The sequence below is a fragment of the Rhizobium sp. RAF56 genome (genome assembly GCF_052113965.1).
GTDB lineage: Bacteria > Pseudomonadota > Alphaproteobacteria > Rhizobiales > Rhizobiaceae > Rhizobium.
Genome location: NZ_JBFRDU010000022.1, coordinates 15,933 through 37,457, shown reverse-complemented (window position 1 = coordinate 37,457; position 21,525 = coordinate 15,933). Strand labels below are relative to the sequence as shown.

Genomic DNA, 21,525 nt, shown 5'->3' with positions numbered 1-21,525 from the left:
ACACACCGAGGGTTTTTGTCATGTTGCCTGAATAGATCGCCGCCCGCTCGGCCGGCGTCAGACCCAATCTTGACGATGATCTCGTTCGGTCCCGCCATCCATCGCTCCGGACCCGTTTTCGGTCCGGCCGCCTTGATGTCGGTCGCTGGTGGTCTATGCCATGCCCAAAAGCATAGTCGATCGCCGCAATTATTCAGCCGCCGCCTGCTCGAAGCCCGGTTCGCAATCGGTGATCGGGGTGTCGCGCAGGTAGATTTTGCCGCCGCGCTCGCCGAGTTCGCGCGCCGCCTTGTGGCCGCTATAGACCGCATGGGCTATCGCTCCGGGCGCCAACGCGTCGCCAATCGTCGCAATGCTTCTGATGCCGGCCGCGTCGAGTTCGCCGCGTCTTGCCTGCAGGGCTTCGCGCAGCTCCGCGCGGGGCACGCGCAAGCCGACGATCAATACCGAGCGACAGCGCACTTTTGTTTCCTCGTCTGTAAAGAGATGGCAAAGCGTTGCGGTTTCGCCGTCGAAGTCCTTGAGCGTCTGCAGCGTGGTCACCGGAATCCGGCGGCGCGAGAGTGCCCGATGCACGAGCGGCAATTCATTCGTCATGATCGTCCAGGCCGAGGCCTGGCCCGCCGGGGTGACGTAGGACACCTCGATCCCCTTGGCTGCCAGATGCTCCGTCAGCACGCCGCCGTGATAGTAGTTGTCGAAGTCGAAAACCAGCGTCGGCCCTTGCGGCAATCTGCCGGCGGCAATGTCGTCGGGCGTATAGACCTCAGGGTCTTCCAACGTTCCGACGGGAATCTCCAGCGAAGAGTAGAGCATGTTGGTCCAGCGCGCCCCGGTCGCCTGGATAACATGATCCGGTGCGAGATCGATGATGTCGTCGACACCAAGCGCGCTCTCGAGATACATTGAGACATTCGCCATGTCGCGCAGGCGCCCAAGCCGGTAGTCGACGACGCGGTTCCAGGCGGCAAGGCCGGGCAGCGTCTTTTCGAAAGTCAGCCTTCCACCCCAGCTGCTTCCGGCATCGGCGATCGTCACGTCGTGGCCGCGACGGGCAGCGGTCAGCGCGCATTCGAGACCGGCTGGGCCGCCACCCACGATCAGGACCTTCTCACGGGTGCGCGCGGGAGCGACCCGCTCCGGGTGCCAGCCGCGGCGCCACTCTTCGCCCGCCGTCGGGTTCTGCGTGCAGCGCACCGGCACGCCGTCGTGCCAGCTTGAAATGCAAATGTTGCAGCCGATGCACTCGCGGATTTCCTCAATCCGGCCTTCCTTGATCTTGTTTGGCAGGAATGGATCCGCGATCGAGGGCCGTGCGCCGCCGATGAAGTCGAGTACGTTGCGGCGGATCTGCGAAACCATCGTGTCGGGGGAAGTGAAGCGGCCAACGCCGACGACGGGCTTGTCCGTCATCGTCTTCACGAAGTCGATTACCGGTTCGTGGCTGCCTTCGCCGGTAAAGCGCGAGGCGGAACAGTCCGTCGGGCTCGAATCCATCTTAACGTCGAAAAGATCGGCATGATCGGAGAGCAGGGCAATCAATTCGTGGGCTTCGGACTGCTGATGGGTTCCCGGCCGAGCGCGAAGCTCTTCCACGCTGACGCGCAGCGCCACGCCGCAATCCTTGCCCACCGCATCGCGGGTGACCTCGAGCATCTCGCGGACGAAGCGGATGCGGTTTTCCAGCGAGCCGCCGTATTCGTCCGTGCGGTGGTTATATTCCGGCAGCAGGAACTCGTAGCCGAGATAGCCCATGCCGGCATAGACATAGATGATGTCGAAGCCGGCCGTGCGCGCCTTGCGGGCGCCCTCGGCCTGCCAGCGCAGCACGTCCTTGATGTCGGACTTGTCCATCATCCTTGGACGCAGGTTGCCCATGAAGCCGATATGCGTCGCCATCCACGGAATACCCGACGGCGATATCGGCGGCAGCCGGCTTGCGCGGTTCATCACCGCCGCTCCGCCGTGCCACAACTCGACGCCCGCCAGCGCCCCGTGGCGATGAACGGCTTCGGTCGTCAGCGCGTGCGCACGAATGTCGTTGCGGTCCCACATCGTCGCGAAGGGGAGGGGGGCGTCGTCCGAAGTCTGGTCGATGGAACAGGCGCCGGTGCAAATGACGCCCCAGCCGCCCTCGGCCTTGGTTTCGCGGAAGGCCGCGCGCACTCTTGGCAACGCGTTCGTCATGCCGCTGGCATGCGGGACCTGATAGAAGCGGTTGGGCGCCGTTACCGGGCCGATCCGAACAGGTTCGAAAAGTACGTCGTAGCGAGAATCCCGCGTCATCCTCAAATCCTCGTTCCCCGCCCGCCGGCTCTTCGGCAGGTCATTGGCTGCAGGATAGGCACGGGCAAGGGTTTTCGCAACAGAAATTATAAGATCGTATAATATCTTTAAAAGCGATGTTTTTTCATCTATTTAAATGACAAATAAAGATCAGTATCCACAGTTCTCGAATGCGACGTTCTCGATGGCCCTTGGCAAGTGGCGGTGAGATCACGCAATGTCTAAACGTAGAAAGGCGCGTCGTATTGGCAAGGAACGTAGTCACGAAGGGCAGGACGCGTTTCCGACGGGAGGCGCCTGAAGACCGCCGGCGCCAACTCGGCGAAGCGGCGCTTCGCTGCATCGTGAAGCATGGCAATGCCGGCGTTTCCGTCCGCCAGATCGCGGCCGAGGCGGGCGTGACCCAAGGGTTGATCACCCATCACTTCGGCGAGATCAACGAGCTTGTGGCCTATGCCTTCGATATCATGTCGTCAGGATTGCTCCAGGGGCTGCTAGGCGCCGTCGAGGAGGCGGAGCCGACCCCGCAGAAGCGCCTGGATGCCTTCATCGAAGCGTCGTTCTCACCCTTGCTTTTCGATCGCGGCGTGCTCGGCGTCTGGGTTGTGTTCTGGGGTCTGATCCTTCATTCGCCGCGCATGAGCGCTTCGCAGCAGGGCGAATACTCGAGCTATGTCGCGACCGTCGAGGGCCTGATCGGCGACCTAGCGGCAGCCGAAGGATTTTCCATCGGCGATATCAGGCTTACCGCCGTTGCATTGACTGCGCTGCTCGACGGGCTTTGGCTGGCATGGTGCTTGAACCCGGATTCGTTCAAGCCCGAGGAGGGTATTCGGCTCTGCCGCAATTGGCTGGAGGGCCTGCGTCGCGGCGCCTACGCATGAGGTGTCTGCCGGCGTCGGCATCTGCTTTGCGGCTCGATTATTTGTGAAACTTCTGTCCTCCAAATTCGTTTCGTCCTCGGCAAGCCATCAGGATCAGTCAATGCCAATCCGCAGCGCCGGACTTCTGATATATCGATGGTCGGCGGAAGAACTCGAAGTTCTTCTGGCCCACCCCGGAGGACCGTTTTGGGCAAGGAAGGACGATGGCGCGTGGTCAATTCCGAAAGGGCTTATCGAACCAGGCGAGAACGAACTTGCCGCCGCGATAAGGGAGACCCGGGAGGAGCTCGGCGTTGAAATCGAGGGCACGTTCCTGTCGCTCGGCGAATACCGTCAACCGAGCGGCAAGATCGTCGTCGTCTGGTCCGTCAATGCAGATCCCATCCTGAGTATGGACACTCTGCGCAGTTCCGAATTCCAGATGGAATGGCCGCCGAAGTCGGGTCGTCTCCAGACCTTCCCGGAGATCGATCGAGCCGGATGGTTCTCGATAGAGCGAGCCGAAGTCAAACTGCTCAACGGCCAGCGTCCGATGCTCTCGGATCTATCGAGGCAACTTGCTGAGAAGGCGGGATGACGTCGAGGGCGGAAACGACCGGCCGGTTGTCGCCCGCCGGTCGCTCGTCGCGTTCAGTTGCCGTAGACGTCGAAGTCGAAATACTTCTTCGAAATCTTGTCGTAGGTGCCGTCGGCGCGGATCGCCTTGATCGCGGCGTTGATCTTTTCATTCAGCGCCGTATCGCCCTTGCGCAGGCCGACGGCCACGCCCTTGCCGAGGATCGCCGGATCGTCCTTGACGCTGCCCTTGGCCTCGCAGCAATTCTTGCCGTCCTCGCTCTTCAGGAAGGTGTCGAGCGCGATGGCGTCGGCCTGGATGGCGTCGATCCGGCCGGCGGCGAGATCCTGGTTGGCCTCGTCCTGGGTCTGGTATTCCTTGACCGTCGATTTCCCCGCGAAATACTTCTTGGCGTAGTCCTGGTAAACCGTCGCCACTTGCACGCCGATCGTCTTGCCTGCGAGGCCTTCCGGCGTCGCGTCGAACTTCTGGTCCTTCGGTCCGACAATACCGGTTGGAGAGTTGTAGTATTTATCGGAGAAGTCGATGGCCTTCAGACGCTCCTCGGTGATCGACATCGAGCCGATGATCATGTCGATCTTCTTCGAGGAGAGGGCAGGGATGATCCCGTCCCAGGCGACCGGCGTGATGACGCAGTCGAGCTTGGCCTGCGAACAGATCGCCTTCTGGAAATCGACCTCCCAGCCGACCCATTCGCCGTTCGCATCGGGCGAGGTGAACGGCGGATAAGGCTCGGCCGCAAAACCGACCCTCACGGTTTCGGCGGTTGCGACCGTCGCGAACGCGACGCCGAGCGCGGCTGCAATGGCAAGCGTCTTCAATGTCTTCTTCATGCTGTTCCCTTTTTTGTCTGGAGCATTTCGAACTCAGTGAATGCGGCTGATAAACTTGGCGATCAAATTTGGGTGCCGGTCGGCGGCAGTGAGCTTCCGTCGGCCACCCGAACGGACGTCCTGACGTCTCACAACAGGCTGCTTGTCTCCTCAAACCCTCCCGATCGTCCCGGATTGGCTTCGTTGCTCTAGACATGGAGCCACAAACTCGAAAATCGCGCAAGTGAAATTATACGATCTTATAAGTACTGTCATAAGTGTATGATAACGAAGCAAATTATAGAGCGGAAATTGAGATGATAGTGCTGGAGCGCCGTCGGTCCTCATCGCCTGTACCGCTACCCGTGTCAGGGCTCGGAGCGATGTTTCTCGGTCAGAACCCGCCCGAGCACGATTGCCCGATTAAGGCGGTGCGGGCTCTCTGTTCTGTCCGGTCTGAAACCATTGGCTTCCGGCGGCGTTTATGACAGCGATCCGCCACACGCCGTTGCAAGTAGATCGCGCTGGATCGACAAAGCGGCCTCGCAGCGCGCGGCAAGGTCAATCGCCCGTTTTGGGCAGGCCATCTAGGAGCATCATGACCGACATAGAAACGACATCGCTTCATTCGCCATGGTTCAGCGCAGCCGTCGCGGTTCTACCTGTTGCCGCCGCATTGCTCCTTGGCCAGTGGGCGACATTTCCAAATCTCGCGCCGTGGTATGCGGGGCTCGCCAAGCCGGTTTTCAATCCGCCGGACTGGATTTTCGGACCGGTCTGGACGGCGCTCTACGCATTGATGGCCTATGCCGTCTGGCGTATCCTGCGGCTTCCTGAAACAACTCCCGGGCGCGGTATTGCCCTGGCGCTGTTTTTTGGTCAGTTGGCGCTCAACGCACTGTGGTCCTGGTTTTTCTTCGGTTGGCATAGCCCGATTGCCGGCTTGCTGAATATCGTGCCGCAATGGCTGCTCGTTCTCACCACCATCGAGGCTTTCCGGCGGCTGGATCGGACCGCGGCGATCTGCCTCGTACCGCTTGCCGTTTGGGTCGCCTTCGCCAGCCTCCTCAACTTCGCGATCTGGCGTCTGAATGGCTGACAAGGAGTTTACGGCACATGCCCACCAAAAAGCAGGAGACCGGTGCCGGCCCCCTCATCGTCTGGTTTCGTGACGATCTTCGCCTCGCCGACAATCCTATCCTTCATGCCGCCGTCGCGACAGGGCGGCCGCTCGTCTGCGTTTTCAACCATGACGATAAGAGTGCCGACATCCGACCCTTGGGCGGAGCCGCCCGTTGGTGGCTGCACGGCTCCCTTGAGGCGTTGGACAACGCCCTTCGCGCGCGTGCCGGTCGGCTTTTGATCGTGGTCGGTCCTGCGACCGAAACGATCCCGCGGCTTGCGGCCGCTTGCGGAGCGGAGGCCGTCTATTTCAACCATCGTTGCGGCGCCCCGGAGCGCCGCATCGATGACAGCGTAAGCGCAAAGCTTGGGCAAGACGGCGTCAATGTGAAGCGGTTCAATGGCAACCTGCTTAATGAGCCGTGGCAGGTTAGAAGCCGGTCGGGTGAGCCGTTTCGTGCCTTTTCGCCGTTCCTGCGCGCCGCAAACGCGCTCGGCGCCCCTGCCGATCCGCTGCCGGCGCCCTTCGATATCCGCTTTCACGACGTGGCAGTCGAGGGGGTAGACCTCGCCGATCTGGCGCTCGAACCCTCGTCGCCGGATTGGGCGGGTGGGCTCCGCGAGGCTTGGACGCGAGGCGAAACCGGCGCAATGTCCTCATTGGAGCACTTCCTGGAAAATGGGCTCCATGTCTATGCCGGGGAGCGGGACCGCCCCGACAGCTCCGCGACCTCCAGGCTTTCGCCCTATCTGAGGTTCGGCAATATTTCCGTCCGCCAGATTTGGCATGCCGCGGTCAATGCCACGCCAGCCGGCAGGCAGGACCGCAATATCGAGAAGTTCCTTAGCGAACTCGGCTGGCGGGAGTTTTCCTATCATCTGCTCTACCACAATCCCGACCTTGGGCAGCGTAACCTCCAGCCCAGGTTTGACCGTATGCCCTGGCGGCACGATCCGCCCGCGCTTCGTGCCTGGAAAACGGGCCTGACCGGCTATCCGCTTGTCGATGCGGGCATGCGCGAGCTTTGGACGACCGGGTGGATGCACAACCGAGTGCGGATGGTGGCCGCATCCTTCCTTACCAAGCATCTTCTCATCGATTGGCGCGAGGGCGAGGCCTGGTTCTGGGACACGCTCGTCGATGCCGACCCCGCCAACAATGCCGTCAGCTGGCAGTGGGTCGCGGGCTCGGGTGCCGACGCCGCCCCCTTTTTCCGCATCTTCAATCCCTTTCTGCAGGCCGAAAAATTCGACTCTGACGGTGCTTATATCGGGCGCTGGCTGCCGGAGCTTTCCGAACTGCCACCGTCAAAGGTCCATCGCCGCCCGGAGACGAAATCGACCGACCTTTTCAGCGGCCATCGGCTGGCGGATCCGATCTATCCGCTTCCAATCGTCCCCCACGACGACGCTCGTCGACGCGCACTTGCGGCATTCAAATCCTTGGGCTGAGGCCAGCAGCGGGCCTGCCTGCCTGCCGATGCCGCTGGCCTCATCAAGAAGCGGCCCGAGCGTCTGCTGGTTCCATAATATGCGTACTCCATGCGAAGGATGCCCGCCGCCTCGCAATGATCGGGGTCGAGCGTGACGATAGTTAAGGTTCGCCTCGGTCACATAGATTCCGTGAAGTTTTCCGGCGACGAGTTTGCGTATATTCATAACCTTTCAAGGATGGTTCCAGTGAAGTCGCCTTCGTCGCGTTCCGCCACGCGGGCGAGCGCGGCCAATTCCGACATGCACAAGACGCGGGCAAGCGAGCGCCATTCAGTGGCTCCTTGGACAACTGTCGTGTTGCCGTGGCGGCGTAGCGTGCGATCCTGTCGCCGACAAGCCCTTCCAAGGCCGTGTCTCTAAGCTTGCCGGCGACGCCATTGCGCAACGGCGCAACATGCAAATCATCATCAATGTCGACGCTTGTCCAACGCGGGCCGGAGTCCATCTGGAAAAAAAGGCGAGGGAAACGCGTCTTTCACCATCGTCGTGCCAAGCGCCGGCAGCAGCCTCGCGCAACCAGTCACCTCGCCGCTGTTGGATATTGCGAGGATGTAGGTTGGACCAAGAGCATCGAAGGCGTCCGACTCGTGGCCGTCCACTACGTCGACGTCCCAGCCAAGGCGATTGGACAAGATGCGTGCACGTAGCTGATATTGTTGCTGGAGAAGCTGAGCCTCTTGAGCATTTCGCGGATTGGTGATCGCGAGAACCTGCATGAATTTCTCCGTCGTCGTTGGTCGGCGGGGAAATCAGCACAAATCAGAATCGAGTAATAGTTGTAGGATCCTACACAGTCTGGCGAGTGAGTCGCGCCGCCGCGATCGCGACTTATTGAGGAAAAGGCCTTTTCCTCGCGAAAGCCGCGCGTTCATTCTTGTAGGATTCACAGTAAAACAGATGCAATGAGAATAAGCCTAAAATGTCTAAGCCACAGAATTCCCGAGAGAAATGGCACTCGGCTTCGAGACGTCTGCGAGGCACGAGAACGCGTAGGCCTCCAGGACAGAGCGCTTGCCGTTCTCGATGCGCTGTTGACGTTTTATCCTGAGACAGAGCTCGACGCGGAGCAGGGCCTCGTCGTGTTTCCCTCAAACGGTCAGCTATCGGTGCGCGCGCACGGGATTACGGGCACCACACTGCGACGACAACTGGCGGCCCTCGTGGAGGCCGGACTTATCCAGCGACGCGACAGCCCAAACGGCAATAACTTGTCAGCCGTTTTTTTTCGTGGTTTTGTCAGTATACACAGCGAGTTAGCAGAGTTGACCGCATAAAAAATCTTAGAACTTTGAGCAAGGCTCGGTAGCAACGCGATGGTGTCACGATAGGAGTCGAGCTGCCCGACCGCTGCGACGTGTTGCGTTGTTGTAGTAGCTGGAAGCTTGCTGCACCGAGCGATGACGTGATTGCTCCATAGCCTCGGGGAGGGAGATACCACGATTGGCCGCTTCTGTGAGATAGCCGGATCGCAATCCGTGCGCCGAAAACTCCTCCGGCTCCAGCCCCGCCATCGCCACCCGGCTCTTGACGATGTCGTTGACCGCCTTCGGATCGAGCGCCCGGCTGCTCACGTTGCCCCAGCGGTCGATCGCCCGAAACACACTGCCGCTGACAATCTTCGCTGCGGCCAACCAGGCGTTCAAGGCGTCGACAGGCCGACCGGTCAGATAGACCACCTCGTCGTCGCTAGCCGCGGAATTCTTGGTACGGCCGAGATGAATGGAGAGCGAAGGGAGGGGGGCCCGTCCTCGCCCTTGACCGGCGCCTCGATTGTCAGCTGTTCCTTGCGTAGCCCGGCGACCTCGCTGCGGCGACGTCCGCCAGACGCAAAGGCGACCATCAGGATCGCCCGATCGCGCACATCGCGAAGATTGTGATCGCCGCAGGTTGCCAGCAGCTTGGCGAGCACATCGCCAGTGACCGCCTTGGCGCTCTTGCGGCGGCGTTGCCGTGGCACGGCACGGACGGCGAGCCGGATCGCCGATTTGAGGGCAGGGGAGGCAAAGGCACCGGGCGTACCGCGCCATTTAGTCAGAGTGGACCAGTTTGCCAGCCGGCGGCGGACGGTTGCGCCCGTATGCGGGCCGGTCACCCGCAGGAAGCCGCCGCCCCGCAAGGCGTGGTCGACGTCGGCCGGCATGCCGTGATCGCCATCGCTCTCGCGTCGTGCCGGGTCCCACAGATGATGGGCGACAAATTTCAACAGCAGCGCCTCGGGCGCCGGCCAGGGCAGGGGGCCGCCGGTCGCGGCGAGCGACCAGGCTTCCAGGTAGGCGAGATCCGAGGTCAGCGCCCGTAGCGTGTTTTCGCCCATGCCTTGATTGACGAGGTGCTTGAGTGTTTCGACGTCCTGGTCGGTCAATAGCTCGGCGAGCTTGTCGCGGCGGTCGATTGGCAGCACCGCGGCGATGGTGTCCAGGGCCTCGGCGCGGCTGGTGATGGATGCAGATTGCCTGTCACTCATTGCGGCGCCCCTCTCGAAGACGAGGCAGTGCGCCTGGCACCAGGCCACCGGTTTCAGTCCACACCGATTCCATCCGCGCGGAAGGCCAATGCGATTGACTTTCGAAGCCTTCCGCGGCGTCCGCGACATTGGCGCATATAGTCATCACGGCCCCTACCACAGCCGTTCGTGCAGCACGGCATCGAAGGCGACGTCGAGCGACACGAAGGCGCAATGCTCCAGCCGCGTCTGGGCGGCGAGAATCCGGTCCCAGGGATCGCGGTGATCCCAATCAAAACTTGCCGCCAGTTCGGCGTGCAGGTCGGTGATCGCCAGCGTCTGCAGGCCGCTGCCGGCAACGGCGGCGCGCAATTCCTGCGGCTTCAGATCGAGCTTCTTCAAGCGCATCTTGTTGTCGAGCTCGTAGAAGGAAACAGCGCTAGCCAGGACGGTGTTGGCCTTGTCCTCTATCAGCGACCGGGCCTTGCCGGAAAGCCGGTCGCTGCCGATTGTCCACCAGTAGACGGCGTGGCTGTCGAGAAGGACTTTCATTGCGGGCGCTTGCCGTCACTGGACTGACCTTGCCAGACGCCGGTATCGTCATTCCAGTCGCCAGCGTCGATCGCTGCCTGTTCGGCGTCGGTGTTGTCGAACAGGTCGTCTGGCAGGCCGCGTTGACGCAACAGGCCGAACGGGCGTTTGCCGCCGTCAGCCGGACCGATACGGGCATAGATCTCGTTGCCACGCATGATGACGATTTCCTCGCCCTGGTTGGCGCGCTCGAGTACCTCGGCGAAATTCTTACGCGCTTCGCTGATCTTGTAACTGGTCTGGGCCATCGCGCCCTCCGATATTTGCTGTTTCGGACGAACATAACACCGCCATCGCCCGCGTACAAGCCGCCTGTACATATAACCTCCGATAAGCGGTACTTATCGGAAGTGATGTGGCGAATGCCAGGACCTCTACGGCGACGGAAGGTAGAGTCAAGTAAACTTCCGATACGGCATCTCTGTCGTTAATTCATATGGTTAACGATACGGTTCGTTAGGCAACGTCGCTGAACGCTTTGCTTGCCCAGGTAAGTGGGGCAGATTGGTGGCACTGCCGGTTCGTTGGGCAACGTCGCTGAATGCAGCCGAGCCGAGCGGCTCCAGTGTTCAGGCCCGAGAATGATCGCCGGCAGCGGCGGGACCGGGTGACCTATGTTGCCAATGCCGAGCCGGTCGGAATTGGTGCACGGACCAAATTTCAACGTTTTGCAGGAATTGGTGCAGCGATCAAATTTCAACATTTTTCAACTATGTGGCCGGGATCGAAAATAGCTTGGTTGATCCCGGATGCCGCACAAACATAACGCCGCCCGCCGTCATCACATGGGCAAGATGAAGTTCAAGGTGGCGAACTGGGCGGAGTATGAGACGGGCCTTCGCCGCCGTGGCAGTTTAACCCTTTGGATAACACCGGAGGCCGCTGCGGCTACGCTGGATTTGCCGACTATCCTAGTACCGATGACAAAAACTCTCGCGTCCTGACCTCCTGTGGTGTGCCGAATATCTCCTCCGGTGCACCCTGTTCGCAGATGCGACCCTTATCGAAAAAGCAGACGCGGTCCGACACTTCGCGGGCGAAGCGCATCTCATGGGTGACGAGCAGCATGGTCAGATCGTGTTCATGCGCCAGTCCGCGGATGACGGAAAGCACTTCGCCCACCAACTGTGGATCAAGCGCCGAGGTCGGTTCGTCAAACAGGAGAACCCGTGGACGCATCGCAAGTGCACGGGCAATTGCGACACGCTGCTGCTGGCCACCGGAGAGCTGCACCGGATAGTGGTCCTTTTTGTCCGCAAGCCCCACCATCTGCAGCAGTTCAATCGCCCGCGCTTCCGCTTCCGCCCGCGCCATTCCGAGTACCCGCACCGGCGCTTCGACCACGTTGCGAAGGACGGTCATATGAGGAAAGAGATTGAAACTCTGGAAGACCATGCCGACATGGTTGCGGATCTGCCGCAAGTGCTTTTCCGACGCCTGGAACCGGCCTTTGCCGCCCGGTTCGTGGTAGGACGTCCCTGCAAGCGTCAGCTTGCCCTCCTGGAACGGTTCGAGTGTCATCAGAATACGCAGGACCGTTGATTTGCCGGAGCCGGACGGTCCTATCAGTGTGACCTTCTCACCCCTGGCAACGCTGAAATTGAAGCTGTCGAGCACTGTCAGGATGCCGAAGCGCTTGGTGACATCGGAAAATTCGATAATGGGCGGGTTGTTGTTGTCGGTCATCGCAAGGGTATTCCTGCTTTTGGAAGAGCTTTCTGCAAGCGGTAGAGGCCTGCCGAGCAGATCAGCGTGAGTAGAAGGAAGATTACGCCGACAAGGGTCAGCGGCACGAGATATTCGAAGGTGCGCTCGCCGATCATGTTGGCAAGCCCCATCATCTCAAGAACGGTGACCACGGAGAGCACCGGCGTTTCCTTGATCATCGCCACGAGATAGTTGCCCATGGCCGGCACGATGCGCGGGATGGCCTGGGGAAGGATGACGTCGCGATAGGTTTGCATGCGGGTCAGGTTGAGTGCGGTTGCCGCTTCCCATTGGCCACGATGCACGGCTTCGATGCCGCCGCGATAGACCTCCGACGTGTAGGCCGCATATTGCAATCCGAGCGCCAGTGCGCCAGTGAGGAAAGCTGGCAGCACGATGCCGAAATCGGGCAGGACGTAGTAAAGGAAGAACAGCTGCACCAGAAGCGGCGTATCCCGCAGGAACTCGACGATGAAGGCGGTTGTCCAGGAGATCCCCTTGATGCGGCTGCGGCGCAGCAGCGCGAACAACAGGCCAAGCACCAGCGCAATGGCAAAGCCGGCGGCTGCCGCCTTTAGCGTAACCGTCAATCCGATCAGGATGATTGGCAGGATCGAGGTGGTGTAGGTAACCCACGTCGTCGTGTCCCATTCGTAACCGTACATCATCGCGGTAAAGTCCTCACGAATGGCCGCCGCGGGGGAACACGTCGCCGCGTCGCACGAAGTGCTCGATCACGCGGATCGCAACCATCAAGACGAGCGACATGGCGAAGTAGCAGACGAGCGTGATCGAATAGATGCTGGCGCTGTCGAGCGTTATGTTGCGGATCGACTGAGCCGCGAAGGTGAGATCTGCGATCGAGATCAGCGAAACCAGCGAAGAGAGCTTCAACGTCTCGATCGCGAGATTGCCGAATGCCGGCATCATCTCGACAACCGCCTGCGGCAAGGAAATGCGAAACAGCGTCTGGAATCGATAGAAATTCAGTGCCCGGGCGGCTTCCAGCTGCTGCGTGGAGACCGACGAGAGCGCGCCGCGCACGATTTCTGCACCATAGCCGCCGGCATGCGCTGACAGCACCAGAATACCCGTCGTGATCGGATCGAAGCTCAAGCCGACCAGCGGCAATGCATAGTAGAACCAGAAAAGCTGGACGAACAGCGAAGTGCCTCGGAAGACCTCCGTGTAGCAAAGCGCAACAGCCGACAAGATCGGCCCGCCCTCAACGCGCATTATGCCGAACACAAAGGCGAGCACGGCGCCGATGGCGATTGACGCCAATGTGATCGTCATCGTGACGACGGCACCTTGCCAGAGCATCGGCAGGTAGGCTGTCCAGCTCATCTGGAAGTCTCCCGATTTTTACGAATGGTGCTCGATGGGGATCGAGCACCTTCTGTCGCTATTTGCCAGCGCAGAGGTCGGCGACTTTCTTGTCCGCGGCCGCGGCAATACTCTGTTCGGACAGGCCGTACTTGGTGAGGATTTTCTTGTAGTCGTCCGTCTTGCGGAATTCGACAAGGGCCGCATTGAACGCGTCGCGCAGTTCCTTGTCTTCCGGTCGGAAGGCAAAGCCGCCATAGTTGCGCACGGGTGCACCCTTGACGATCGGATCGTCGAATGGCGCGACCTGCTCGACCTGAGCCTGGTCCTTGGCGAGTGCGGAGACGGTCAACTCCGTCGCCGCATAGGCGTCCGTCCGACTCTGGACCGTCGGAATGGCATCGGCATTGGCCGGAATGAAGACGATCTGCTCATCCTTCACGCCAACGGCGCGTAGGAAGTCCACATTGTTGGCGCCCGAAACCACAGCCACAGTGAGTGAAGGATCCTTGGCAATGTCGGCGTAGGTCTTTAGCTTCTTCGGATTGCCCTTCTTGACCAGGAGCCCTTCGCCATAGGACGAGTTCGGCTCGGTGAAGGCGACCTGCTTGCAGCGTTCCGGCGAGATGTTCTGCTCGGCGGCGGCAAAATCGAAGCGTTTTGCCTTGAGACCCGGGATAAGGGTGCCAAACGGCGTCACGGTCCAGTTGATGTCCGCAATTCCCATGGATTTCAGCACGGCGTTTGCGACATCCGGGCCGATGCCGGCAGAGGTGCCGTCGGGCTGCATGTAGGAATAAGGCACTTCGTTGGCTGTCGCAGCGCGGATAAATCCTTGATGCTTTACCTCTTCGAGGGTGAGCGCGCTGGCCGACGTGATGCCGAGGCCGAGAGCGAGGACGGAGAGCCCGGCGATTTTTTTGATGTGCATGCGAATACTCCTCTGGTTTGGTTTCGTGGTCCGTTTTCGGATCTCACGGCGTTCGTCTGGTTAGGGTTTCTCCGTCATCGTCGCGATGACGGAAAGGCAGTCGCCGGCCTTGATCAGACCGGGCACGTGGCGGGCCGCAAGCACGCCATCCATGGCGGCGCGGTATTCGATTGGCGCAACACCGGTCTTACCGACGGAATACACGCGGGCGACGATTTCGTTCCTCGCGACCGGCTCGCCCAGATCGCGGGCGAAGGCGATCAGCCCGTCGTCCTGAGCAAATGTGAAGCAGTCGTTCGATGGCATATCCAGCCAGCGGGTTGCCTGAACGTCTGGCGAACCCTTCAGGATACCGGCGTGACGCAGGAGATTGAGGCTGCCCCTGCGTGCGATATCGATGGATTTTGCGCTGGCGGTGCCCGCACCTCCGAGTTCGGTGGTGACGAAAACCTTGCCCATTTCCTCGACCGTCGTATCCAGCATGCCGACCGCATCGATTTCCAGCATCTTCATCGAATAGGGCGCAGCGAAAGCCGCAACCGCATCGAAACAGCGCGCCTTCTGAGCCTCGTCCGGCAGCTCGTGTGCTGCGGCATAGGGCAGAAAGTCGAGCGTCTTGCCGCCCGAATGGAAGTCGAGCACGATATCGGCGAGCGGTATCAGATGGCGGGTCACATAGTCCGCGATTTTCTCCGTCACCGTACCGTCGGGGCGGCCTGGAAAGCTGCGGTTCAGGTTTCCGCGATCGATCGGCGACGTGCGCGTACCGGCGCGAAACGCAGGATAGTTAAGCGCGGGCACGATGATGATACGCCCGCTAACCTCGGACGGATCGAGCGTCTGTGCCAGTTCGAAGAGGGCCGCCGGACCTTCATACTCGTCGCCATGGTTGGCACCGGTGAGAAGCGCGGTCGGGCCTTCGCCACTGGCGATGATGCAGATCGGGATCATTACCGAGCCCCAGGCGCTGTCATCACGGCTAAAGGGCAGGCGCAGATGCCCGTGCTGTACGCCCTTCGCGTCGAAATCGACGGAAGGGGAGATCGGCGATGGGCGGGGCGTGTCGGTCAGCATCGCATCAGCCCTTCACGAACAGCTGGCGCGGCACGTTCGACAGGCATTCGACGCCTGTTTCGGTGATCGCGACACTCTCGGTGATTTCGAGCCCCATGTCTTCGAGCCAGAGACCCGTCATGAAATGGAAGGTCATGCCAGGCTTCAGCTCCGTACGGTCACCCGGGCGCAGGCTCATGGTGCGTTCGCCCCAGTCCGGCGGATAGGACAGGCCAATCGGATAGCCGGTGCGGTTGTCTTTGATGATCCCGTATTTTTTCAACACGGCGAAGAAGGCGTTGGCGATGTCTTCGCAGCTATTGCCCGGGCGTGCTGCGGAAAGACCGGCTTCCATGCCTTCGAGCGTAGCCTTTTCCGCGTCGAGAAAGGCCTGCGTCGGTTTCCCCAGAAAGACGGTGCGCGACAGCGGGCAATGGTAGCGCTTGTAAGCGCCGGCGATCTCGAAGAACGTTCCTTCGCCCAACCGCATCGGCTTGTCGTCCCAGGTCAGATGAGGGGCGGAGGCGTCTGCGCCCGACGGCAGAAGCGGCACGATCGCCGGATAGTCGCCTCCAAATTCCGACGTACCCCGAATGCCGGCATCATAGATCTCGGCAACGAGATCGCATTTGCGCATGCCGGGCTCGATGACGTCGACAATACGCTTGTGCATCAGTTCGACGATCTTGCCCGCCTTGCGCATATAGTCGAGTTCAGTCGTGCTCTTGACCGCGCGCTGCCAGTTGACGAGGCCCGCGGCGTCCTTGAAGCGGGCGTTGGGAAGATGGTGTTGCAGAGATGCAAAGGCGGCTGCCGAGAAGTAGTAGTTGTCCATCTCGACGCCAACCGTGAAGCTGGACCATTTGCGCTCATCGATGATCTGCGCCAGGAGATCCATCGGGTGGCGTTCGGTCGACTGGACGTAGTGATCGGGGTAGCCAACGATATTGTCATTGTCCAGATAAGCGGTGCGCCTTGCGCCGTTAGCATCCTGCTTGCGGCCGTACCAGATCGGCTCGCCGGTCGGCGGCACCAGAACGCATTGATGCACATAGAAGGACCAGCCATCATAGCCGGTGAGCCAGTGCATGTTGGATGGATCGGTGACGATCAGGAGATCGATCCCCGCCTTTTCCATCGCATGACGGGTTTTGGAAAGGCGCGCGGCATATTCCTCGCGCGTAAAGTTCAGCGTCACACTCACGCTGCATCTCCCATTTTGATGTCGTTTTCGATCGTCTGGCCGCTTCCGGCGTCTTTCGCACGGGCAAGTGCCAGGTTGGCGATTGCGGTGTCCTGCACGCCGGTGCCGGTGAGGTCGGCGAAGGTGATTGCCTCTGCGCTCGACCGGCCAACTGCCTTACCGGCGATGACCGCTCCGAGTTCGGCGAACTGCTGGTCCGGCATGACTGCGCCAATCCTGATGGCATGGTGCAGCTCGCCGAGAATGCGGGTTTGCGAGAGCCGATCCGCGACGTAAGTCGCGCGGGCAAAGACGAGCGGATCGATCTCATTCTTGTGCTCTGCATCCGATCCCATCGCGGTCAAATGCTGACCGGGTTCGAGCCATTCGGCCATCAGGATCGGTTTTTCTGCGGGTGTCGTCGTGACGATAATATCTGCGCCGCGGACGGCTTCGCGCGGATCGCTAATGGCGGTGACCTCGATTGCGTGGTCGCGAGCAAAATCAGCAGCAAGCTTCTGCGCCTTGGCGTGGTCGCGTGCCCAGATCCGCGCCGATCTGATCGGGCGCACGAGCGCAAGAGCCGCGAGCTGCAGCTGCGCCTGCATGCCTGCACCAAAGATCGTCGCGACGCAGGCGTCTTCGCGCGACAGATGTCTTGCTGCGACCGCACCGGCGGCTGCGGTGCGCACATCCGTGAGATAGCCGTTGTCGAGAAGAAGAGCTTCGACCAATCCAGTCTTCGCGCTCAGCAGGATCATCAGCCCATTGAGACTCGGCAGACCGACCTTGGGGTTGTCGAAGAATCCGGGGCTGACCTTGATGGCGAACCCGTCAAAGCCCGGCACAAAGGCTGTCTTGACGTCCACTTCACCGCGAAATTCCGGAATGTCCAGGCGCAGGATCGGCGGCATGGCAACGGCCTTGGTCGCGAGCGCTGCAAAGGCCGCTTCGACGCAATCGACTGCTGAGACGTCGAGCCTGACGATGGCGCGAAGATCTCGTTCCATGAGAATGCTGATGCGGCTCATGTGGCGGCCTCCGCGAGGATTTTCCGGTGCCGCGTCGGGTCAATGTTGCCGCCTGAGACGATGACCGCGGTGGGGCCAAAAAGTTCGACCTTGTCCGCGAGGATAGCGGCAATGCCGACCGCACCGGCACCCTCGACGGTTATGCTCTCCTTTCGCGCGGCATGGCGGATGCCTTCGGCAATCTCGTCTTCGGTCAGAAGCACGATGTCATCGAGGAGATCGCGGCAGAGCGCAAAGGTCACATGGTTTGTGAGACCGATGCCGCCACCAAGCGAATCCGCCAGCGTTTCCTCCTCGCGGATCGCGACAGGTTTGCCGGCGGCAATCGCCGCATGCATGGCTGCTCCCCGTTCCATCGAAATGCCGATGACGCGGGTCTGTGGCTTCAAAGCCTTGACGGCGACGGCAATGCCGCCCGCCAGACCGCCGCCGGAAAGAGGAACAAGCACGGTCGCAAGGCCGGGGAGGGCATCCACAATTTCGAGGCCGATCGTGCCCTGACCGGCAACGACGCCCACGTCGTCGAAAGGCGGGATCAGTGTGAGGCCGAAGCTCTCGGCCAGGCGTTCGGCTTCCTCTTGTGCGTCGTCCTGCGATGTTCCGACAATGCGGATTTCGGCGCCGAGCGTGCGGATCGCTTCGACCTTGTTGGCCGGAACGAGCGATGACATGCAGACGGTGGCGGAAACGCCCAGTTCGCGGGCTGCATACGCGACGGCGCGACCGTGATTGCCTGTCGATGCGGTGACGAGACCGCGCTGGCGGCGAGCGTCATCGAGCAACAGGATCGCGTTCGTCGCGCCGCGCAGCTTGAAGGCGCCGATGGGCTGGCACGTTTCGAGCTTGAGATGGACGGGCTGACGGGTGCGTTCGGAAAGAGAGCTGGAGCGAACGAGCGGCGTGTGTATCACTCTCCCGGCGATGCGGGCGACAGCCTGCTCGATGTCCGCCAGCCTGATTGGCAGCACCTTTTCGTCGGTCGATCTGGGCAGGATTCCTCTCTTCATGATTGTCATGTTGAGAGCGAAAACAAAATCATGTCAATTAATATATTGTAATGATTCAATGATTGTCGTGCGGGCCTCTAGCCAATCGAGCCAATGTCATAGACCGGCGGCAGTTGCTCGAAGGCTTGCCTCAGGGTCGTCAGCGCCTTGGCCAGGCTTGTATGGTTCAAGCGCCCGCCCAGACAGATGCGAATGCCGCCGCCATGGCCGGGTCCGGCAATGAAGGGTTCGGACGGGGTGACCGCGACATTCTGGCTGGTCAGCGAACGAACCAATCCTTCCTCGGTCCAGTGCGACGGGACCTTGAGCCAGGCGCAGAGCGAAAGCGGATGACTGGAGACGATATGGTCGCCAAGGATCTCCGCTGCGAGGTCTTGGCGTGCGCGTGCTTCGTCTCGCTGGATGCCCAGCAGCCGCTGTGCCGTGCCGTTCTCGACCCAGCGTGTGGCGATCTCGCCTGTCAGATAGGTGCCGCTCCAACTCGACACGCGCAGGATCGAGGCGGCGCGAATGGAATAGGCGGGTGGAACGACGAGATAGCCGACGCGCAGCCCGGTCAGCACGGTTTTGGTGAAGCTCGTGACGAAGAAACCGAGATCGGGCAACATCTCGGTAATCGAAGGCAGGTCCTCCTCGATCATCGCGCGATAGACCTCGTCTTCGATGACGAAGACGCCGTAACGTCCCGCGATCGCAGCGATCTCGTGCCGGCGCGCCGCACCCGCGATATGACTTGTCGGATTGTTGAGCGTCGGGATAACCACCAGCGCGCGAACGCCGCCTCCGGCGCAGACGGCTTCCAGTGCATCGGGCAAAATGCCCTCGTTGTCGGTGGGCAAGCCCTTCAGGCTGAAGCCAAGGATATTGGACATCCCGATGATGCCGTGATCGGTGAGATTTTCGCACAAGACGACATCGCCGGACCGGACAATGCAGGTCAAAGCGAGAAAAATGCCATGGGCGGCGCCGTTGGTCAGGAGAATGCGACTTGCACCTGCCGTGACCCCGAGCGTGCGTAGCCAGATACGCGCCGTCTCTCGATGACGATCAAGGCCGGCGATCGGCCGGCAGGGACGCATGAAGCTTGCATTGTCGCCGTCGGAGAGCTCGCGAAGGATCTCGCGCGATGCGGTTTCGTGCGCATCGAGATAGACGCCGCGAATAATGGAAAGATCGAGCACTTCGTTGACACTATGATCAAGCATCATGCGTCCGGCACGGTCCGTGACGCGTGTCTTGACGAAGGTGCCGCGACCAATCTCACCGCTCAGATAGCCGAGCCGCTCGGCCTCCTTATACGCGAGGCTGACCGTCTGCACGGAAAGGCCGAGCTCACGCGCGAGATCGCGATGAGTGGGCATTCGATCCATCGGTTTGAGCACGCCGGCGTCGATATCGGCAATGATGCGCTCGGTGAGCGCTGCATGCTTCGTCTCGCCTTTTTGCTTGGCGAGGTTCGGCCGCCATGCCACGGGCTTGGTTGCCGCGATCGGATCAAGGTTGAGGGGATTGGCCTGGCGTCGCATGAAATTGTCTCGTATTGGGAACGATCATTTCATGACATTATGCACGCTTCGTCCCGGAAGATGAAGCCTTATGCACCGTGGGTCGTGATTTTGCCGGAAAACGGCAGTGCCGGGCGAGGCCTATCCCGCCCGGAGTCATGCTTGCCTCAGATTTTCTCGCCAGCCTGGACCAATTCGTCCATGACGGAGCGTACGGCGGATTCGGCAATGGCAACGATCTCGTCGACTTCTTCCTTCGTCATGACGAGCGGCGGCGCGAAACCCAGAATATCGCCATGCGGCATAGCGCGGGCGATGAGCCCCCGATTGCGCGCGGCCTTCGAGATCCGTGCGCCGACCGTGAGGCCGGGTTCAAAGCGTGTCTTCTTTTCCCGATCGGCCACGAATTCGATGGCGCCCATCAGGCCGACGCCTCGCACTTCCCCGACGATCGAAAGCTGAGCGAACTTGGCCTTCAGCTGCGCCTGGAAATAGGTGCCGACCGTACGTGCGTTCCCCGGCAGGTCCTCCTTCTCGACAATGTCGAGAACCGCGTTGGCTGCTGCGGCGCCGATCGGATGGCCGGAATAGGTGTAGCCATGGGAGAAAGCGCCGACGCGGTCGGCCCCTTCTTCCATCACCTTGTAGACCTTTTCGCCGACGATCGCGCCCGACAGCGGGAAGTAGGCCGAGGTAAGGCCCTTGGCGACAGTGATCAGGTCAGGCTCGATACCGTAGTGCTGCGAGCCGAACATCGAGCCGGTGCGTCCGAAACCGGTGATGACTTCGTCGGCGATGAGCAGGATATCGTATTTCCTGAGGACCTTCTGCACTTCGTCCCAATAGCCCTGCGGCGGCGGCGTGATGCCGCCGGTGCCAAGCACCGGCTCGGCAATGAAGGCACCGATACTATCCGGGTCTTCGCGCAGGATCAGAGCTTCCAGTTCGTCAGAGCGGCGCTTGGAAAATTCAAGTTCCGTTTCACCTGCTTCCGCGCCCCAATAGTGATGCGGCGCGCCGGTATGGAGAATACCGGGTCGCGGCAGGTCCATGTGGTCATGGTAAAAGCTCATGCCGGTCATGGAGCCTGAGACGACGCTGCAACCATGATACCCGCGTTCGCGGGAGATGATCTTCTTCTTGTTCGGCTTGCCGCGCAGGTTGTTATAGTACCAGACGAGCTTTGCCTGCGTTTCGTTGGCATCGGAACCCGACATTCCGTAGAAAACCTTGCTCATCCTGCCTGGCGCCATCTTCACCAGTCGATCGGAGAGGATCGCGAGCTCATCCGTCGTGTGGGCGGCATAGGTATGGTAATAGGCAAGTCGGTACGCCTGGCGGGAGATCGCCTCGGCAACCTCGGTGCGGCCATAGCCGACATTGACGCAGTAGAGACCGGCGAAACCGTCGATCAGCTGCTTGCCGTTAGCATCCTGAATGCGGATGCCCTTGCCGGTTTCGACGATCGTCGGATCGCCCAACTTTCCGCTGGCGAAATCCTTGATCTGCGTGAAGGGATGCAGGACCGAGTTGCGGTCCATCTCGGCGATCTGGTTGGGGTCGGCGGTCATGA

At 60.9% G+C, this 21,525-nt stretch carries 19 protein-coding genes and 5 pseudogenes; 7 read left to right on the top strand and 17 right to left on the bottom strand.

All coding sequences use genetic code 11. From position 1 onward, the window contains the following. Nucleotides 1-189: 189 nt before the first annotated feature. The gene (locus tag AB4048_RS18700) at nucleotides 190-2,286 is read right to left on the bottom strand and encodes an oxidoreductase (protein ID WP_442203487.1); all 2,097 of its coding nucleotides are present in this window, start codon (nucleotides 2,284-2,286) and stop codon (nucleotides 190-192) included. Nucleotides 2,287-2,531: 245 nt separating this feature from the next. Between AB4048_RS18700 and AB4048_RS18695 the strand changes: the two genes are divergently transcribed. Then, a complete protein-coding gene (locus tag AB4048_RS18695; RefSeq protein WP_442203486.1) occupies nucleotides 2,532-3,170 on the top strand; it encodes a TetR/AcrR family transcriptional regulator in 639 nt (212 codons plus the stop codon). 100 nt (nucleotides 3,171-3,270) lie between these two features. Next, complete coding sequence (locus AB4048_RS18690; RefSeq protein ID WP_442203485.1) at nucleotides 3,271-3,747, top strand: NUDIX domain-containing protein; 477 nt, start codon at nucleotides 3,271-3,273, stop codon at nucleotides 3,745-3,747. A 53-nt stretch (nucleotides 3,748-3,800) separates the two neighbouring features. Here AB4048_RS18690 and AB4048_RS18685 read toward each other — a convergent pair whose 3' ends face one another. After that, nucleotides 3,801-4,580: a transporter substrate-binding domain-containing protein gene (locus AB4048_RS18685; RefSeq protein WP_442203484.1), complete on the bottom strand. Its 780-nt coding sequence runs from the start codon at nucleotides 4,578-4,580 to the stop codon at nucleotides 3,801-3,803. A 577-nt stretch (nucleotides 4,581-5,157) separates the two neighbouring features. Here AB4048_RS18685 and AB4048_RS18680 point away from each other — a divergent pair. After that, nucleotides 5,158-5,658 carry a TspO/MBR family protein gene (locus AB4048_RS18680; protein ID WP_442203483.1) on the top strand — a complete coding sequence of 167 codons (501 nt, stop codon included), beginning with the start codon at nucleotides 5,158-5,160 and terminating at the stop codon, nucleotides 5,656-5,658. Between the two features lie 17 nt (nucleotides 5,659-5,675). Further along, nucleotides 5,676-7,133, top strand: coding sequence for a cryptochrome/photolyase family protein (locus AB4048_RS18675; protein WP_442203482.1), 1,458 nt, complete (start codon nucleotides 5,676-5,678; stop codon nucleotides 7,131-7,133). A gap of 85 nt (nucleotides 7,134-7,218) precedes the next feature. On the opposite strand, the pseudogene AB4048_RS18670 reads toward AB4048_RS18675, so the two are convergent. After that, nucleotides 7,219-7,334, bottom strand: a pseudogene (locus AB4048_RS18670) (aspartate 1-decarboxylase); the annotation flags it as partial. Between the two features lie 281 nt (nucleotides 7,335-7,615). Then, nucleotides 7,616-7,891 (bottom strand): annotated as a pseudogene (locus AB4048_RS18665) (acyl-homoserine-lactone synthase); the annotation flags it as partial. Nucleotides 7,892-8,137: 246 nt separating this feature from the next. Here AB4048_RS18665 and AB4048_RS18660 point away from each other — a divergent pair. Then, nucleotides 8,138-8,377: pseudogene (locus AB4048_RS18660) on the top strand (helix-turn-helix domain-containing protein); the annotation flags it as partial. A gap of 117 nt (nucleotides 8,378-8,494) precedes the next feature. On the opposite strand, the pseudogene AB4048_RS18655 reads toward AB4048_RS18660, so the two are convergent. The 3 genes and pseudogenes from AB4048_RS18655 to AB4048_RS18645 form a co-directional block, all read right to left on the bottom strand. Then, nucleotides 8,495-9,639, bottom strand: a pseudogene (locus AB4048_RS18655) (site-specific integrase). A gap of 153 nt (nucleotides 9,640-9,792) precedes the next feature. Then, on the bottom strand, nucleotides 9,793-10,170 hold the full coding sequence (locus AB4048_RS18650; RefSeq protein ID WP_442203481.1) for a type II toxin-antitoxin system VapC family toxin: 378 nt from the start codon (nucleotides 10,168-10,170) through the stop codon (nucleotides 9,793-9,795). Beyond that, a complete protein-coding gene (locus AB4048_RS18645) occupies nucleotides 10,167-10,457 on the bottom strand; it encodes a type II toxin-antitoxin system Phd/YefM family antitoxin (RefSeq protein WP_442203480.1) in 291 nt (96 codons plus the stop codon). Before AB4048_RS18645 ends, AB4048_RS18650 begins: the two co-directional genes overlap by 4 nt. Before the next feature lie 359 nt (nucleotides 10,458-10,816). On the opposite strand from AB4048_RS18645, the gene AB4048_RS18640 reads away from it, so the two are divergent. Both AB4048_RS18640 and AB4048_RS18635 read left to right on the top strand, forming a co-directional pair. After that, complete coding sequence (locus AB4048_RS18640; protein ID WP_442203542.1) at nucleotides 10,817-10,975, top strand: hypothetical protein; 159 nt, start codon at nucleotides 10,817-10,819, stop codon at nucleotides 10,973-10,975. Further along, nucleotides 10,959-11,096 (top strand): annotated as a pseudogene (locus AB4048_RS18635) (IS5/IS1182 family transposase); the annotation flags it as partial. The gene AB4048_RS18640 and the pseudogene AB4048_RS18635, both read left to right, overlap by 17 nt. Before the next feature lie 19 nt (nucleotides 11,097-11,115). Here AB4048_RS18635 and ehuA read toward each other — a convergent pair. The 10 genes from ehuA to AB4048_RS18585 all read right to left on the bottom strand — a co-directional run bounded on the left by ehuA (nucleotide 11,116) and on the right by AB4048_RS18585 (nucleotide 21,523). Continuing rightward, entirely contained in the window at nucleotides 11,116-11,895 is a 780-nt protein-coding gene (ehuA, locus tag AB4048_RS18630; RefSeq protein WP_442203479.1) for an ectoine/hydroxyectoine ABC transporter ATP-binding protein EhuA, read from the bottom strand. Further along, the gene (ehuD, locus tag AB4048_RS18625) at nucleotides 11,892-12,584 is read right to left on the bottom strand and encodes an ectoine/hydroxyectoine ABC transporter permease subunit EhuD (RefSeq protein ID WP_442203478.1); all 693 of its coding nucleotides are present in this window, start codon (nucleotides 12,582-12,584) and stop codon (nucleotides 11,892-11,894) included. The genes ehuA and ehuD overlap by 4 nt, the downstream gene beginning before the upstream one ends. A 13-nt stretch (nucleotides 12,585-12,597) precedes the next feature. Continuing rightward, complete coding sequence (gene ehuC, locus AB4048_RS18620; RefSeq protein WP_442203477.1) at nucleotides 12,598-13,263, bottom strand: ectoine/hydroxyectoine ABC transporter permease subunit EhuC; 666 nt, start codon at nucleotides 13,261-13,263, stop codon at nucleotides 12,598-12,600. Between the two features lie 58 nt (nucleotides 13,264-13,321). After that, complete coding sequence (ehuB, locus tag AB4048_RS18615; RefSeq protein WP_442203476.1) at nucleotides 13,322-14,173, bottom strand: ectoine/hydroxyectoine ABC transporter substrate-binding protein EhuB; 852 nt, start codon at nucleotides 14,171-14,173, stop codon at nucleotides 13,322-13,324. 60 nt (nucleotides 14,174-14,233) lie between these two features. After that, complete coding sequence (gene doeB, locus AB4048_RS18610; protein ID WP_442203475.1) at nucleotides 14,234-15,247, bottom strand: N(2)-acetyl-L-2,4-diaminobutanoate deacetylase DoeB; 1,014 nt, start codon at nucleotides 15,245-15,247, stop codon at nucleotides 14,234-14,236. 4 nt (nucleotides 15,248-15,251) lie between these two features. Beyond that, the gene (gene doeA, locus AB4048_RS18605; protein ID WP_442203474.1) at nucleotides 15,252-16,430 is read right to left on the bottom strand and encodes an ectoine hydrolase DoeA; all 1,179 of its coding nucleotides are present in this window, start codon (nucleotides 16,428-16,430) and stop codon (nucleotides 15,252-15,254) included. Continuing rightward, complete coding sequence (gene eutC / locus AB4048_RS18600; RefSeq protein WP_442203473.1) at nucleotides 16,427-17,440, bottom strand: ectoine utilization protein EutC; 1,014 nt, start codon at nucleotides 17,438-17,440, stop codon at nucleotides 16,427-16,429. Before eutC ends, doeA begins: the two co-directional genes overlap by 4 nt. Then, nucleotides 17,437-18,456, bottom strand: a complete 1,020-nt coding sequence (gene eutB, locus AB4048_RS18595; RefSeq protein WP_442203472.1) for a hydroxyectoine utilization dehydratase EutB — start codon at nucleotides 18,454-18,456, stop codon at nucleotides 17,437-17,439. The genes eutC and eutB overlap by 4 nt, the downstream gene beginning before the upstream one ends. A 68-nt stretch (nucleotides 18,457-18,524) precedes the next feature. Then, on the bottom strand, nucleotides 18,525-19,973 hold the full coding sequence (gene ehuR, locus AB4048_RS18590; protein ID WP_442203471.1) for a MocR-like ectoine utilization transcription factor EhuR: 1,449 nt from the start codon (nucleotides 19,971-19,973) through the stop codon (nucleotides 18,525-18,527). 146 nt (nucleotides 19,974-20,119) lie between these two features. Beyond that, nucleotides 20,120-21,523 carry an aspartate aminotransferase family protein gene (locus AB4048_RS18585; RefSeq protein WP_442203470.1) on the bottom strand — a complete coding sequence of 468 codons (1,404 nt, stop codon included), beginning with the start codon at nucleotides 21,521-21,523 and terminating at the stop codon, nucleotides 20,120-20,122. Nucleotides 21,524-21,525: the final 2 nt, after the last annotated feature.